This is a genomic window from Acinetobacter sp. 25-47-122, from assembly GCF_056779695.1.
Map to the genome: position 1 here is coordinate 76,037 of NZ_JBWYIJ010000001.1, position 14,863 is coordinate 90,899.

The window sequence follows — 14,863 nt, forward strand, 5'->3', positions numbered from 1 at the left end:
CAACTCTTTTTAAAGTACCGCAATTGGGTATGAACCAAGAACACGGATTTCTTTGACTAATGGACGAATTTCTTCGACAGCCGCACGTACGTTCTCTTGTTCGATATGCCCTTCTAAATCGATAAAGAATACATAAGCCCATTTTTCAGGCAAAGCAGGTCTTGTTTCGATACTGGTCAAGCTAATGTTATGTTTAGCGAACGGCGCTAAAATTTCTAATAACGCACCTGCACGGTCATGTGCAGAGATCAATAAAGAAGTTTTATCATTACCACTTTGTGGTACTTTTTCACGCCCAATAACTAAGAAGCGTGTTGTATTTTCTGGATTATCTTCAATATTGCTATGTAAGATTTCTAAATCATATAAGCTCGCAGCTGTTTCAGATGCGATTGCCGCAGAATGCCATTCATTACGGATACGGCGAGCAGCTTCAGCATTCGAACTCAAAGCCACACGTTCAACACCTGGATAATGAGCATCGAGCCAGCCACGACATTGAGCTAAAGTTTGTTGATGCGCATAGATTTGTTTAATGCTGTCTTTACGCGTATTTGAAGAAATCAAAAATTGATGATGAATACGTAATTCAACTTCACCAATCACATTTAAATGTGACGCTTTAAAACAATCAAGCGTGTGGTTAACCACACCTTCGGATGAGTTCTCAACAGGAACTAAACCATAATGTGCACTGCCTGCTTCGACTTCACGGAACACTTCATCAATTGTAGGAAGTGGGCGCACAACCGCATCATGTCCAAAATGCTTCAGTACTGCCGAATGGGTGTAAGTTCCTACTGGACCAAGGAAAGCAATGCTTTGTGGTGCTTCTAAAGCAAGGCACGCAGACATAATTTCTCTAAACAACCGCGCCATCGTCACGTCAGATAAAGGACCTTCATTACGCTCCATCACATTACGCAAAACTTGTGCTTCACGCTCAGGACGATAAAACATTGGATTTTCTTCAGAAGCAAATTTTGCTTTTGCTACAGCTTCAGCAAGTCGTGCTCGACGGTTAATCAGTTGTTGGAGTTGTTGATCTACTGAGTCGATATCTTCGCGGATTTTAGCTAAGTCTAAAGAATTCGTCGTGTTTTGATCATCGTTGATCATTGTAATGTCGCCTTACAGAATCAGTTATGTAAACAGTATAACAATAGTTAGCTTTCAAATGTTAAGCAACCAAACTTTATGGCAATAAGACTTAAAAATATACAGTTGAAATAATCATCAATCCAATACGCGCTATAAATTAGAAAAAAGACAAGAACATTGAATAGGATAGCTTTAATCTTTTTTTTTAAATCAGTTCGTTCTATAAGTTTTAAAATTGAAAACACATTCGAATACATCTCGCTTGTATTCCTCAAGCGAGATGTAAATACGGATAAAAATTAACGTCCTAGCATGCCACGTGCTACGATTTCTTTCATGATTTCGTTGGTTCCGCCGTAGATTCGTTGAATACGTGCATCCACAAAGAAGCGTGAAATAGGATATTCCGTCATATAGCCATAGCCACCAAAGAGTTGCAGTAGATTATCCGCCACTTTCATTTGCATATCTGTACTGAAACTTTTTAATGCAGCTGCTGTTTCAACATCCAATTTCCCTTCTTTATACAATGCTAGGTTTTGATTATAAAAAGCGGCTGTAGCCAGTTCATCGATTTTCGCTTGTGCTAAAACAAAACGAGAATTTTGGAATTGTCCAATTTTTTGACCAAAAGCCTGACGTTCTTGGACATATTGAACTGTCACATCAATTGAACCTCGAATTGCTCCTAATGCTGTCGCAGCAATCGCTGTACGTTCACGTGGTAATTCTTGCATCAAATATGCAAATCCCTGACCCGCTTGACCTAAAAGCTGATCAGCTGGAACTTTGACATTGTCAAAAAAGAGTTCCGAAGTATCTTGCGAATGCAAACCGATTTTGTCGAGATTTGTGCCTTTTTTAAACCCTTCTAAATGACTATCAACCAATAGAAGTGAGACGCCTTTAGCACGTGCCTGAGGATCTGTTTTAACGGCAAGCACAACCAAGTCTGCATGCTGACCATTTGAAATAAAGGTTTTAGAGCCATTCAAAACATAATGATCACCATTCAAAATGGCATTCGTACGGATGGCTTGTAAATCAGAACCAGCACCTGGCTCTGTCATTCCAATTGCTCCCACCACTTCACCAGAAACCATTTTTGGCAACCAGTATTTTTTTTGTTCTTCGTTCGCGATGTGTAGAATATATGGTGCTGCAATTTCTGAGTGACATGAAATACCTGTCGATAATGCGCTATAACCTGCACGTGCCGACTCTTCAACCAACATTAAAGAATATTCTGTTGGAACACCATAACCACCATATTCTTCAGGAACATCTACGCACAAGAAGCCATTTTCACCAAGTGCATTCCACACTGAACGTGGCATTTTTCCTTCACGTTCCCACTGCTCATAATGAGGAGCAACGTGCTCACTCATAAAACGTTTGAAATTATCACGAAATAATTCTAAATCTGCATCATATGCCAACATTCTTGTGTTCCTTACACTTCATTTTTTTATAAGTTTTCATGCTATCCCGTTTTTTTCCAGTTGTCATGGACAAAAGCGCTTGAAAATTCATACAATTTGGTCAGTCTCAAAAGCTAAAAATAATGCTTGGTCATTAAGTTTTATATTTAGCTTTTAGTCCCAGCATCATTCCACGTTACACTGTCATTAAGAACATCCAACTGCATTGATCATGAATACAAAACGTAATTTATATAAAGACTTTGAACACCCATTTGCGCAATTTGTTCGTATTCTTGGCAAAGGAAAAAATGGTGCGCGATCACTGACCTATGAAGAAGCTTATCAAGCATTTGAGATGATTTTAAAAAATGAGGTATTAGACGTTCAGCTGGGTGCTTTTTTAATGCTTTTACGAGTGAAAGAAGAATCTGTAGATGAACTGGCTGGCTTTGTGCAAGCGACTCGTGATCAACTTAAATTTAGAGCTATTGATGTCGACCTAGACTGGCCATCTTACGCGGGGAAACGCAAACACTATCCGTGGTTTATCTTATCGGCGTTAACCTTAGCAAAACATGGTCATCGTATTGTAATGCATGGGGCTTCTGGACATACCATTAATCGATTATATACAGAACAAGTTTTACAGTATTTAGGTTATACCATTTGTCAAAATGAAAACGAAGTGGCATCAGAACTGAATCAGCATAACTTTGCCTATATACCACTCGAAGTCATTTCACCTACCTTGAGTGATTTAATTGCATTACGCAATATCATGGGCTTACGCTCACCCATTCATACGCTTTCACGACTCATCAATCCCTTCAATGCCAAAGCCACTTTGCAAGCGATATTTCACCCTGCGTATCGCAGTTCTCATCAACAGACTGCTGCCAAATTAGGTTACGTTAACAGTGCGGTGATTAAAGGTGAAGGCGGTGAATTTGAACGAAACCCAGATGCAAAAACCTTAATTTGCGGTATACGAGACGGTGAACTGTATGAGCTTGAACTTCCGAAACTCACAGCTGATCGTTCAGCAATTGAAGAAGAGTTGAACTTAGATACTTTCAAAGCCGTATGGTTAGGTGATGCCCACCATAGCTATGGAGAGGTGGCTATTATTGAAACTATGGCAATCGCAATCTACACTATGAATGTGGCTGAAACATTTACACAAGCACAGACCTTGGCTCAAGAATACTGGCAGTCACGTCATCGAGTTTAACTTCGGATTAAAAAAAGACACCATCAGGTGTCTTTTTTAAGCATAGAACATTATACAAAACGTATAGGTTGAAATTCTGGCTCTGGAACATGTGAATCACATTCATCACCTTCCTCTTTATGACCTTTATCAATATACCCTGATCTTTCTGTTTCTGGCAGATTTTTAGCTTCCCAAGCAATGACTGCTTGCATTGAAATCTGACGCTGCTCTTGAGTTAAAGCTACACCGTTTGGCCATTTACCGATTTCAACGGCAGTTCTTAAACGAGCAACGATGTCTGCATCCAAAACTGATAACATTTGTTCAATATTCATGTTTAGTCCTGCTGATGAAATGAATCGTAATCTTGATTCCATCCTAGTTTGGTACGACATGCCATATAAAAGTCGTATCCAGGTGGATGTAATAAAGTAAGTTTGAAAGGATGTTTGCGAATATGCAACCAATCACCTTCATTTAAAGAAACACTGTGTTGCCCATCAGCACTCACCATTGGCAACACTCGATTCTTACGAATTTGAATTTTAATTTCACTTTGACCACCCACCACAATCGGACGAGAAGAAAGCGTATGCGGGTGCATTGGCACTAGCGCGATCGCATCCATACTTGGGTGCAAAATTGGACCGCCACCAGAAAGTGCGTATGCTGTTGAACCCGTAGGTGTCGATACAATCAAACCATCACTGTGTTGGCGATAAACATATTGACCATCAATATGAAGATCAAACTCAATCATATGGACTGACTTACCTGAATGCAGCACCACATCATTCAATGCTATTGCATCATAAATCAGTTCATTTTTACTACGAACTTCGACTTCTAATAAAAAACGGCGATCTAGCTGAAACTCACCTTTCAAGACTTGATCTAATTTAAATAACACTTCTGTCGGTTTGATATCTGTTAGGAAACCTAAACGCCCACGGTTTACCCCGATGACGGGAGTATTGTATTTCACTAAAGATCTAGCCGCTTGAAGCAATGAACCATCACCACCTACGACAATCACCAAATCTGTAACTTCACCCAATAAAGCTCGACTGACCGTTTGCGAATTTTTATAAGGGACCAATTTAGCGGTTTCTGAATCAAAAACTGGATGCAAACCTAAACTAATCAAATGGTCATGAATTAGACTTAAAGTCTCAACCACAGATGATTTATCTGGTCGTCCAATTAATCCAATATTACGAAATGACTTTGCTGAAAGTTGCACGTATGCTACGGCTCCAGATGAATTGTTGAGTATCATATCATCATCATTCTGTGACTTACATATTTCAAGCCTGTTTCATGTTATGAATTTCACGAATAATTTCACATTTCCCCAACTTAAAATCTTAATTTTCTCCTTAATATTGAATTAGATAAATCATTACATTTATCTAAAAAAGGCATAAATTCACAGTTTAATTATTGCAAATTATAAAAAAGCTTCGCATGATGAGCGCAATAAAACAGGGTTTTGCTTTTTGATCTATGAAGTTTGAACGTGGTATTGGCTTAATTGCATTGATTTTCTCAGTGCTGGTGATTTCTGCATTTGTAGCTTTTAGTATTTATCTAATCCGTTTAGATAATATTATTCGCGATAAATTTGAAGGCAATCGTTGGGATATTCCAGCGAAAGTATATGCACGTCCCTTGGAAGTTTATGCTAATGCACCCGTGGAGCAACAAAACTTCATTCAAGAGCTAGGTCTGTTGGGTTATAAAAACGCTGAAGACTATACCAAGCCAGGTAATTTTTTGGTTCAAGGTAATACCATTTATGTCCACACGCGTGGTTTCGATTTTGGTGATAGTGTAGAACCAGAACAAATCCTCCAAGTCAGTTTTGGCGCTAGTCAAATTTCAGAGATTAAAGCAACAAAACCATCGAGTACGGGGATTGCCCGTCTAGAACCAATGTTAGTTGGGGGAATCTACCCTCAACACAACGAAGACCGTGTTCTCATTAAACTCAATCGTGTTCCTAAACCTTTAATTCAAGCGCTTATTGCCACTGAAGACCGTAACTTCTATCACCATCACGGCGTCTCGTTTCGTGGTACAGCACGCGCAGTTGTAAGCAACGTTACTGGTGGTAAGCGTCAAGGTGGTTCTACACTCACGCAGCAATTGGTTAAAAACTTTTATTTGACCCCTGAACGTACAATCAAACGTAAAGTAAATGAAGCCTTTATGGCGTTGTTGCTTGAGTTTCATTATGACAAAGATGAAATTCTGGAAACATATTTGAATGAAGTTAATTTAGGACAAAATGGTAATTACTCGATCAATGGCTATGGTTTAGCGTCTCAATTTTATTTTGGTTTACCACTGAGAGAATTGAGTGTAGCGCAACAGGCTTTCCTTGTTGGACTCGTTCAAGGTCCTAGCTTATACAATCCTTGGAGAAATCCTGAAAGTGCATTAAAACGCCGTAATGTTGTTCTAAACAATATGTTAGTCATGGGATATTTGACTGAAGATCAATATGAAACTGAGTCAGCTAAACCTTTAAACGTGATTAAAAAACCGACTTTAGGTCCAGCTCGCTTCCCTGATTTCCTAGACATCGTACGTCGTCAACTCAGAACAGAATACCAAGAAAGCGATTTAACGAAACAAGGTCTTCGAATTTTCACAACATTAGATCCAATCGCACAAATCAAAGTACAAAAATCATTTACAGATTCAGTATCAAGACTGTCTAAGGCCAATCCTGCACGCTTGAAAGAGCTTCAAGGCGCGGTATTAGTTTCTCACCCTGAAAATGGTGAATTGATTGCGGCCGTAGGTTCAGTATCTGACTTCACAGGTTTTAACCGCGCAGTTGATGCAAAACGTCAGGTAGGCTCATTATTAAAACCTGTTATTTTCCTAACTGCTTTGGAATCTGGTCGTTATAACTGGGCGACGGCAATCGAAGACTCGCCAATTAGTGTGCCAGTCGATCGCAATCAGACTTGGACCCCAAAAAATTATAGCGGAACTTCGTATGGTTACGTCCCAATGGTTCAAGCTTTAGCCAATTCATATAACCTATCTACAGTTCGCTTGGGACAAGAATTTGGACTTTCTTCATTTACCAATCATTTAATGAAGTTTGGCGTGACTTCACCTATTCCGAATTATCCATCGATTTTCTTAGGGGCTGTTGAAATGTCGCCTATGGAAATCATGAATATTTATGGCAACTTTGCAACTGGAGGGTTTAAATATCCTACAAAATCTATCCGAACAGTTGTTGATACCAATGGTCAGCTCATTAATCGCTATAGTTTAAATGTTCAACAAACGATCGACCCATCGGCTGCTTATATTTTAAATTACGGATTACAACGTGTGATGTCGGCAGGTACAGGACGTGCTGCTTATAACGGCCTCGCTCCGAATCTAAATCTAGCGGGTAAATCAGGTACGACCAATGATACAAGAGATTCTTGGTTCGCGGGGTATTCAGGTAATCATTTGGCTGTTGTCTGGCTTGGATTAGATGACAATAAAGTCACAGGCTTAACGGGCTCATCTGGCGCTTTACCCGTGTGGACCAACGTAATGAAGCAACTGAAGCAAAAACCAGTCAATTTACGTCAACCTGATGAGGTACAATGGCATTGGATTGATTCAAATAGCGGCGAGCTTTCAGCACAAGGTTGTCAAGGTGCGCTCTATGTACCGATACTTAAATATACTGTTCCACGTCGCGCAACAGCATGTGGCTTACCACACTACCAAGTAGAGCCGACTTACGTTCCTGAAACGAATGCAGAAGTAATTCCAGCAGAAGACAGCATCGACCAATATATTCGTGAGAGCGAAACAGAAATGGAACGGGATTTAAATACGAATGCCACTCGAGTACTTTCGAGTGGAAGTTATAATCCTTAAAATAAGTTTAGGAGGAGTTAAGGTTAATGACAAAACTGAATTTTAGCGTACTATTCGCCAGCATATTACTCTTAGGCGGTTGCCAAACTTTAACCTCCCCTCAAAACTCACAACCGTCTCAGAAACCTAAACAAGCTGAGACTAAAACAACACCATCCCAAAAAGATGCCGATGGTATTAAAATTACGCCTTACGATCGACCTGAAATTAAACGGGAACAATTACAAATTGTTATTCCTGAACAGAAAAGCTCAATTCAAAAATTCGATGATGGCCGCCAACTTCCCGCATTTAAAAACTTAATGCAACAAACCCATCATGCATTTCGTCAAGCAAAATGGAGTGAAGCTGAAAAAGCCGCACTCCAAGCACAAAGACTTGCCCCTCAATCTGCAGAGACCTATATGTATCTCGCGATGATTGCCAATCAAAAAAATGAGGCAAAAAATGCTGAATCGTTGGCAAAACGAGGTCTCAGTTATGCTCAAACAGAAACGATGAAACGACAACTTTGGCAAATTATTTTGAAATCAGGTCAACTCCAAAAAAATCATAAACTTATTCAAGAAGCACAAAACCAAATCAAGAATTTTGATTTAAGCATGAGTTTTGCTTTTTTAATGCCTTTAAAAATCACGAATACCAGCAATTCCATAAGCTCCATGTTGTATGGCCTGATCTAATAACTCAGGCTTCATACCGCCTAGCGCATAAACCGGTATATGAATATCTTTCGTTAACAATTCAAACTGCGACCAACCTAAGGGGTCTTGCTGAGGATGCGATGTTGTACTCAGTACTGGACTTAAAAATATTGCATCAAAACCTAACGCTACAGCTCGACTGACACTAGAATGGTCATGACAGGATGAGATGCGTTTAATGCCCTTCCATTCCTCCATAAATGAATCAGAATTTAATTGCATCAACTGATCATGTTTAAATTGTACGGCAAATACTTTTTTCTGATTTGATTCTGATAATCCCATCCACACATCACGATTGATAATGAGCTGATCCAGTTGATTATACTGGTTGAGTTGCAGCGCAAAATCTAAAGCATTTTCAGTTCTCAAATAGCTAACTTGATTAAGATCAATGGTTGTATCGATACGATCTATATTTTTTATTGCAATTTTATTCGGCCAGAGTAGTCGTTTAACAATGGCATCATTGGCTTTAGGAAAATTCAAAATGGTTAGTGCTGAACGATCATACCATGTCCAAGGACTTTGAATATGATCTAGTAGCAACTGATCAACATAAGCCTGATAAATGTGCAATTTTACGATTAGATCTTCATATTCATGCGTAATAATATCGAATAAATAGACATGATCTAGAAAAATTCCCACCTCTTCTTGAACTTCACGCTGGCAAGCTTGTTCAGGAGTTTCTCCTAACTCCACTTTCCCTCCAGGAAACTCAGCTTTACCCCCCTGATGTAAAGAGGCTTCTCTCCACCCTACAAGAACTTGATTTTTATGGAATAACAACGCTATAGAAACATTAATCGTTTTTTTTGACATGATTATCTTTCAAAAAATGAGTGCTTAATTGTAAGCATTTTATGTTTTTTTATAAATGAGAAAAATTATCGTTGACAGCCCTATTCGATAATGATTATCATTTAAATCGTTCACCACATACCACGGAGTCCAAGGAATGAACGCACCATTTAGCTTATTCACACGTAATAACGAAAACCACCAATCATTACCAATGCTTCACTCAAATAATCTATTTGCTCTAGGCAGAGAAATTCGCATCATGCATGCAGGTGAAGAATATCGCCTTCGTCTCACACGAAATAATCGACTCATTTTGACAAAATAAAAATTCTAAAATTTGATAATAATAATCGTGGAACTAAGCAGTATGAATCAGCGCATACTGCTTCTTTAATTTTATTTCTTCAACTTTATAGACAATTGGTTTTAATGAAATTTTATTTCAACTTTTAAACCACCTAACTCTGATTTCTTAAATACAATCTCGGCCTGATGCAATTCGACAATTTTACGGCAAATTGATAATCCTAATCCTGAGCCCGTTGTACGTGTGCCTAACTGACGATAAAATCTTTCTCCCAGCCGATCAATCACTGTTTGCTCAATGCCGTGACCTTCATTTTCAATCACAAATAGAATTTCATTATTATTTTGTTTGATTAAAATATCGACGATTCCATTCTGTGGCGTATAGCGGATTGCATTATCGACTAAATTTCGAATGCAGCTAAACATTAACTCAGGATTTGCCTTAATCGCATGATTTCCTAACTCAGTTTTAAACTGAATATTTTTTTCTTGGCTCAAAGGTTGTACTGAATGTAAAACCTCTTTCGTCAAACGGTCTAAATCTATGGACTGTATCGGTACATCTTGCGTTGAAGACGGATCAAGTCTGGCCAACAAAAGTAAATTTTCTAAAATATTTGAGCCCCTACTCACATCTTTTAGAATCTGCTCTAAGTCTTGTGACAAATCCTCATGATCAGACTGGTATTTTCGTTTTAAAAGTTGTAACCGCATTTGAATCGCTGAAAGTGGCGACCTTAATTCATGGGATGCATCAGCTGTAAAACGTTGTTCCGCAGTAATTGCCCGATCTAAACGCTCCATCATTTGATTTATTTGACTCACAATAGGTTGCAGTTCTTTTAGTTCTGGTTTTGAAGGTGTAATCGGTGATAAATCCTTAACAGTCTTTTGGGATATTAATTTTGAAAGTTGGTGAATAGATCTAAACTGACGTCGTATAATAAAGTGTAGAATAAACCATTGAATGCCCCATAAAATAATGAGAACACCACCGTAGCCCAGCAAACTTTTGAATAACTGATCAACACGCGCTGACATGGGTTGAAGCATAGTTAGAATTTGCTGATCACTTTGCTCACTGTAATAACGAAATAATCGCCCTTCTAGCCAAACAAAGCCAAAGTGATCATTCTGAAAAAACACCTTGGAACCAATTTGATTGAAAGCAAGGTCTTGCGATTCAATCAAAATAAGTTCATCGAGCTTTAACTCATATTTGATATCAAATTGTTCACTTAAATCATCTAACTCATTTCCCACATGACTTGAAATATCACTGACCAGAATTAAATCGGCGATTTCATCCATCATATTGTCATGGGTCTGCATGTTCTGGTAAAGCGAGATCACCAATAAAAGAATTAATGCGACAACGCCCGCCAACATCGAACTGAGCATTGAAGACTTAACAAGACGATTTTGTAAAGATATAGGTTGCTGATCCAACACTGTTCTACCTTAAGTCTGATCTAGATTCATTCGATAACCTAATCCACGAATCGTTTTAATCATGGTTGAGCCTATTTTTTTCCGAATCTGATAAATAAAAACTTCAACTGCATTACTTTCAATTTCATCACCCCAAGCATATAAGGACTCTTCAAGTTGTTCGCGTGTCACAACACGTTCAGGATGTTGCAACAACTTATATAAAATTTGGTACTCTTTCGCTGTGAGATTGACAATTTCTGAATTTAATTTAACAACTTTGGCTTGGGGGTCCAAACTCACGGATCCATACATTAGGATTTGAGACGTGCCTATGTGCTGAGTACGTAATTGTGCTCTCACTCTCGCCGAGAGCTCATCTAAACTGAATGGTTTAACTAGATAATCATTAGCCCCCAAATCAAGTCCTCCAACACGATCTTGGATACTGTCTTGGGCTGTAATAAAAATAACTGGTGTATTGTGTTGGTGTTTTCTTAAATGTGTCAGAATTTCATCACCAGTTGCTTTCGGTAATCCACGATCAAGTAATAAACAATCATATTGATGCTGCTCAATTGCTAATATCGCATGATCTCCACGCTCGACCCAATCAACACTATATCCATCCATTTCTAACCAAGCTTTGATACTTTCAGCTTGTGACACATCATCTTCTGCTAATAATATACGCATGTCTCTCTTCACTAAGCCACAATTCATTCACTATAAAGTTTTTCAAAAAAAAAATGCATAAAAAAACCACATTTCTGGAGAATGTGGTTTTTTTGGTTTGAGTACTTAAAAGCCATAAATCAAATACTCAATTCAGTAGATAGCTCATTAAAATTGAACTTGATCTACATCAATTTCTACACGCTTAGCAGGCTTATAATCAATATCCACTTCACCAATTAATACAACAGGTGTTTTTGCAGAGATTGGTTTACCTTGCCAAAGTTCATCATCAATATCCACAGTGATCACACCCGTGCTATCGCGGAATTGATATTTTTCATCACCAGTTGCCTTAACAATATAGCCTTTTAATTTCACTGGCGTATCATCTTTGGCAGTTAAAGCACTTTTAACAGTCGTAATTGCTTGTGGTGCAATTGCTGCATGATTAACAGCACTTTGGTTCACTGCCGTATTAGCCATTGCAAATGTAGTTGCACCGACTAAAGCTGTCGCGATTAAAGCTTGATTTAACATTTTCATTTTCTATACCTTTTCAAGTGATGTTCGTTTCGATGAAGCTATTAAAACAAACAAAGCTGAAGCGAATCTTAAGAAATATGAATATTTATTAATCGTTAACAATTAACTTAGTGGTACGACTCTTAGCACCTCTTCTAACGTCGTTACCCCTTCAAGGACTTTTCGAGCACCCGCAATACGCAACGGTTCTACACCTTCTTTTTTTGCGTGAGCACGTAATTCATCTAAATTAAGATTAGCACTGATTTTTTGTTTTGTTTCTAAGGACACAGGCATAAACTCATATATACCCACCCGCCCCTTATACCCTGTGTGACGACAATGTTCACAGCCTTTGGCATGATACACTTGAGCAGGCATCTTCACTAAATAGCCATAGGTCAGATGCTCCCATTCTTGAGCATTAATTTCCCGTTTTTCTTTACAATGAGAACATAATTTTCTGACTAACCTTTGCGCCAAGACCCCTAAGATTGTTGCTGCAGTTAAAAATGGCTGCACCCCTAGATCATGTAAACGAGTCAAGCTTGAAGGTGCATCGTTTGTATGAAGTGTTGAAAGTACGAGATGACCTGTTAATGCAGCTTGAATCGCCATATTCGCTGTATCTTGGTCTCGGATTTCTCCTACCATAATAATGTCTGGATCTTGGCGCATGAGAGCACGTACACCATCGGCAAAATGAAGATCAATTGCAGGGTTTACCTGCATCTGATTAAAGCTCGGCTCTATCATCTCGATAGGATCTTCAATCGTACAAACATTTAATTGCTCAGTCGCAAGTTGTTTCATTGATGAATACAAGGTTGTTGTTTTACCTGAACCAGTTGGACCTGTCACTAATATGATGCCGTGACTATTTTTGGTAATGGCATTCCATTGTTCTAGCAGTTTTCCTTCAAAACCCAGTTGTTGGAAACTCCTCACTAACACCTCAGGATCAAAAATTCGCATTACCATTTTTTCGCCTGCTGCAGTAGGCAGAGTTGATAAACGTAGTTCAGTTTCTTGACCCTTAGGAGTACGCGTTTTTAATCGCCCATCCTGAGGACGTCGTTTTTCTGCAACGTTCATACGACCCAGAATTTTAATACGAGAAATTACTGCCGTGAGTGTATTGCTGGGCATGTTATAAATCGTATGCAGCACACCATCGATACGGAATCTAACACGTCCTTTCTCCGCACGAGGCTCAAGATGAATATCACTCGCACCCTGTTCAAAGGCAAATTGAAGCAACCAGTCGACTAATTTTACGATGTGCTGATCGTTGGCATCAGGATTTTGACTATCACCCAATTGTAAAAGGGATTCAACACCTCGGCTCTGTCGGTCGTAAGCTCCTGAATATTGAGAGGAGTTTACTGCTCGGCTCACTTGATAATATTCAATCAAGTAACGTTGTAACTGCTCTGGATTCAATAAAACCTTAACAATTTTTTTAGGACTTAAGCTCTTTTCTAAATTCTTGACCCAATCATCGAGAAATGGTTGATCTGTACCAATTAAGATCTGATCAGGATGCACTTCCACAGCAAGAATTTTATTTTTGAATGCATATTCTTGTGACATGACCTGAGTCAGTGCCGCAACATCCGCTTTCAGCGGATCGATCACATAATATTGGAGTTGTGTTTTTAATGCTAACCACTCACATAAGCGTTGCAGTGTTAACTTATGTTGAGGTTGAACTTGATCTACCAATTCAAAATGTGCAATCCACTGCAATGGATGCCATTTAAATTGATCTTTTTGGCGGTGTCGGGTTTGTATGAGCAACTTATCTCGCTCTAAAATACGACCATCTTTTAGTAGTTGTTCTAAACACCATGTTGTATCAATTTCAAAATTAAAATTCATTCAAATTGCCCCATTGCTTGAGCCCAACTATAACAAATTCTTTATTCAACATAAGCCTTTAGCCTATTCAGAATTTACAATTAAATTCATTAGATCAAATTCAGCTTTAAATACATCAGTCCAACAATTTATTCGTTTGCACAAAGTTCCAGTGCAACGATCTCAACCTCAGTATCCACTTTAAATTTGACATTTAAGAGGCCGAAACTTAGCCCATAAATTCGCTCAGGATCATTTTGATAAGATGGTCTTGGATCAAATGACAAAACTTGTTCCAATTCCTTGATTAAACTTTCAGCGACACGTTGTTGAACCAACAGTTCATTTCGTTGAATTTCAGCAGTTTTTGACCAAACAACATTTTTTTGAATTGGCTTATCCTGTGCATAACCGCTCGTCGCCTCAACCACGGCATCAGAATATTGAATATATGGTTTGATATCGATAACGGGTGTTCCATCTAATAGATCGCTGCCTGACACATACAGCCTCAAAGAATCACCTTCTTTAAAAAGTTTTTTGAATTGTACGACTGACATACCGATAGGTGCTGGACGGTACATGCTTCTTGTCGCAAAGACCCCCACTTTTTTATTTCCACCTAAACGTGGTGGTCTGACTTGAGGCTTAAATTTTTGATTATTCTGATTTTTATTATCGTGAAACTGCCAAATCAGCCATAAGTGACTGAAATCATGTATACCTTCAAAAGCCAATTCATCATTATATGGCGCCAATAGTTCAATATAACTTTCAACATTTACTAAATTTGGCTGACGTGGAATACCAAACTTTTCTTTGTAGGGAGATCTCATTATACCAATCACAGGTAAAGTCAGCTCATTCATAATCACTTTTTTTGATAAGCTCAATTAAATATATTCAGTTTA

13 protein-coding genes and 1 pseudogene are annotated in these 14,863 nt (G+C 38.6%); 4 read left to right on the top strand and 10 right to left on the bottom strand.

What is annotated here, in order from left to right; translation table 11 throughout:
* Nucleotides 1-9: 9 nt before the first annotated feature.
* Both pheA and AC1M9P_RS00340 read right to left on the bottom strand, forming a co-directional pair.
* The gene (pheA, locus tag AC1M9P_RS00335; protein WP_035267321.1) at nucleotides 10-1,119 is read right to left on the bottom strand and encodes a prephenate dehydratase; all 1,110 of its coding nucleotides are present in this window, start codon (nucleotides 1,117-1,119) and stop codon (nucleotides 10-12) included.
* 281 nt (nucleotides 1,120-1,400) lie between these two features.
* Nucleotides 1,401-2,543 carry an acyl-CoA dehydrogenase family protein gene (locus AC1M9P_RS00340; RefSeq protein ID WP_481586425.1) on the bottom strand — a complete coding sequence of 381 codons (1,143 nt, stop codon included), beginning with the start codon at nucleotides 2,541-2,543 and terminating at the stop codon, nucleotides 1,401-1,403.
* Between the two features lie 211 nt (nucleotides 2,544-2,754).
* Here AC1M9P_RS00340 and AC1M9P_RS00345 point away from each other — a divergent pair, with 211 nt between their 5' ends.
* Entirely contained in the window at nucleotides 2,755-3,756 is a 1,002-nt protein-coding gene (locus AC1M9P_RS00345; RefSeq protein ID WP_481586426.1) for a glycosyl transferase family protein, read from the top strand.
* Between the two features lie 50 nt (nucleotides 3,757-3,806).
* On the opposite strand, the gene AC1M9P_RS00350 is transcribed toward AC1M9P_RS00345, so the two are convergent.
* On the bottom strand, nucleotides 3,807-4,073 hold the full coding sequence (locus AC1M9P_RS00350) for a YeaC family protein (RefSeq protein ID WP_035267325.1): 267 nt from the start codon (nucleotides 4,071-4,073) through the stop codon (nucleotides 3,807-3,809).
* Nucleotides 4,074-4,075: 2 nt separating this feature from the next.
* Nucleotides 4,076-5,017, bottom strand: a complete 942-nt coding sequence (locus AC1M9P_RS00355; protein ID WP_092767167.1) for an NAD(+) kinase — start codon at nucleotides 5,015-5,017, stop codon at nucleotides 4,076-4,078.
* A gap of 227 nt (nucleotides 5,018-5,244) precedes the next feature.
* Here AC1M9P_RS00355 and mrcB point away from each other — a divergent pair, with 227 nt between their 5' ends.
* Complete coding sequence (gene mrcB, locus AC1M9P_RS00360; RefSeq protein WP_481586427.1) at nucleotides 5,245-7,641, top strand: penicillin-binding protein 1B; 2,397 nt, start codon at nucleotides 5,245-5,247, stop codon at nucleotides 7,639-7,641.
* Between the two features lie 26 nt (nucleotides 7,642-7,667).
* Nucleotides 7,668-8,231, top strand: a pseudogene (locus AC1M9P_RS00365) (tetratricopeptide repeat protein); the annotation flags it as partial.
* Nucleotides 8,232-8,267: 36 nt separating this feature from the next.
* Here AC1M9P_RS00365 and AC1M9P_RS00370 read toward each other — a convergent pair.
* Nucleotides 8,268-9,170 carry a thiamine phosphate synthase gene (locus AC1M9P_RS00370; RefSeq protein ID WP_481586428.1) on the bottom strand — a complete coding sequence of 301 codons (903 nt, stop codon included), beginning with the start codon at nucleotides 9,168-9,170 and terminating at the stop codon, nucleotides 8,268-8,270.
* A gap of 136 nt (nucleotides 9,171-9,306) precedes the next feature.
* Here AC1M9P_RS00370 and hemP point away from each other — a divergent pair, with 136 nt between their 5' ends.
* Complete coding sequence (hemP, locus tag AC1M9P_RS00375; protein WP_481586429.1) at nucleotides 9,307-9,477, top strand: hemin uptake protein HemP; 171 nt, start codon at nucleotides 9,307-9,309, stop codon at nucleotides 9,475-9,477.
* Between the two features lie 101 nt (nucleotides 9,478-9,578).
* Here the strand turns inward: hemP and AC1M9P_RS00380 are convergent, their stop codons facing one another.
* The 5 genes from AC1M9P_RS00380 to tsaA form a co-directional block, all read right to left on the bottom strand.
* Entirely contained in the window at nucleotides 9,579-10,913 is a 1,335-nt protein-coding gene (locus AC1M9P_RS00380) for a sensor histidine kinase (RefSeq protein WP_481586430.1), read from the bottom strand.
* Between the two features lie 9 nt (nucleotides 10,914-10,922).
* Nucleotides 10,923-11,588 carry a response regulator transcription factor gene (locus AC1M9P_RS00385; RefSeq protein ID WP_481586431.1) on the bottom strand — a complete coding sequence of 222 codons (666 nt, stop codon included), beginning with the start codon at nucleotides 11,586-11,588 and terminating at the stop codon, nucleotides 10,923-10,925.
* Between the two features lie 147 nt (nucleotides 11,589-11,735).
* A complete protein-coding gene (locus tag AC1M9P_RS00390; protein ID WP_373687176.1) occupies nucleotides 11,736-12,107 on the bottom strand; it encodes a NirD/YgiW/YdeI family stress tolerance protein in 372 nt (123 codons plus the stop codon).
* 108 nt (nucleotides 12,108-12,215) lie between these two features.
* A complete protein-coding gene (gene tfpB / locus AC1M9P_RS00395) occupies nucleotides 12,216-13,973 on the bottom strand; it encodes a type IV pilus assembly ATPase TfpB (protein ID WP_035267342.1) in 1,758 nt (585 codons plus the stop codon).
* Nucleotides 13,974-14,101: 128 nt separating this feature from the next.
* On the bottom strand, nucleotides 14,102-14,821 hold the full coding sequence (gene tsaA / locus AC1M9P_RS00400) for a tRNA (N6-threonylcarbamoyladenosine(37)-N6)-methyltransferase TrmO (RefSeq protein WP_481586432.1): 720 nt from the start codon (nucleotides 14,819-14,821) through the stop codon (nucleotides 14,102-14,104).
* Nucleotides 14,822-14,863: the final 42 nt, after the last annotated feature.

Coding starts and splice junctions, on each gene's coding strand:
- pheA (WP_035267321.1), bottom strand. CDS start 1,119: ATGATCAACGATGATCAAAACACGACGAATTCTTTAGACTTAGCTAAA.
- AC1M9P_RS00340 (WP_481586425.1), bottom strand. CDS start 2,543: ATGTTGGCATATGATGCAGATTTAGAATTATTTCGTGATAATTTCAAA.
- AC1M9P_RS00345 (WP_481586426.1), top strand. CDS start 2,755: ATGAATACAAAACGTAATTTATATAAAGACTTTGAACACCCATTTGCG.
- AC1M9P_RS00350 (WP_035267325.1), bottom strand. CDS start 4,073: ATGAATATTGAACAAATGTTATCAGTTTTGGATGCAGACATCGTTGCT.
- AC1M9P_RS00355 (WP_092767167.1), bottom strand. CDS start 5,017: ATGATACTCAACAATTCATCTGGAGCCGTAGCATACGTGCAACTTTCA.
- mrcB (WP_481586427.1), top strand. CDS start 5,245: ATGAAGTTTGAACGTGGTATTGGCTTAATTGCATTGATTTTCTCAGTG.
- AC1M9P_RS00370 (WP_481586428.1), bottom strand. CDS start 9,170: ATGTCAAAAAAAACGATTAATGTTTCTATAGCGTTGTTATTCCATAAA.
- hemP (WP_481586429.1), top strand. CDS start 9,307: ATGAACGCACCATTTAGCTTATTCACACGTAATAACGAAAACCACCAA.
- AC1M9P_RS00385 (WP_481586431.1), bottom strand. CDS start 11,588: ATGCGTATATTATTAGCAGAAGATGATGTGTCACAAGCTGAAAGTATC.
- AC1M9P_RS00390 (WP_373687176.1), bottom strand. CDS start 12,107: ATGTTAAATCAAGCTTTAATCGCGACAGCTTTAGTCGGTGCAACTACA.
- tfpB (WP_035267342.1), bottom strand. CDS start 13,973: ATGAATTTTAATTTTGAAATTGATACAACATGGTGTTTAGAACAACTA.
- tsaA (WP_481586432.1), bottom strand. CDS start 14,821: ATGAATGAGCTGACTTTACCTGTGATTGGTATAATGAGATCTCCCTAC.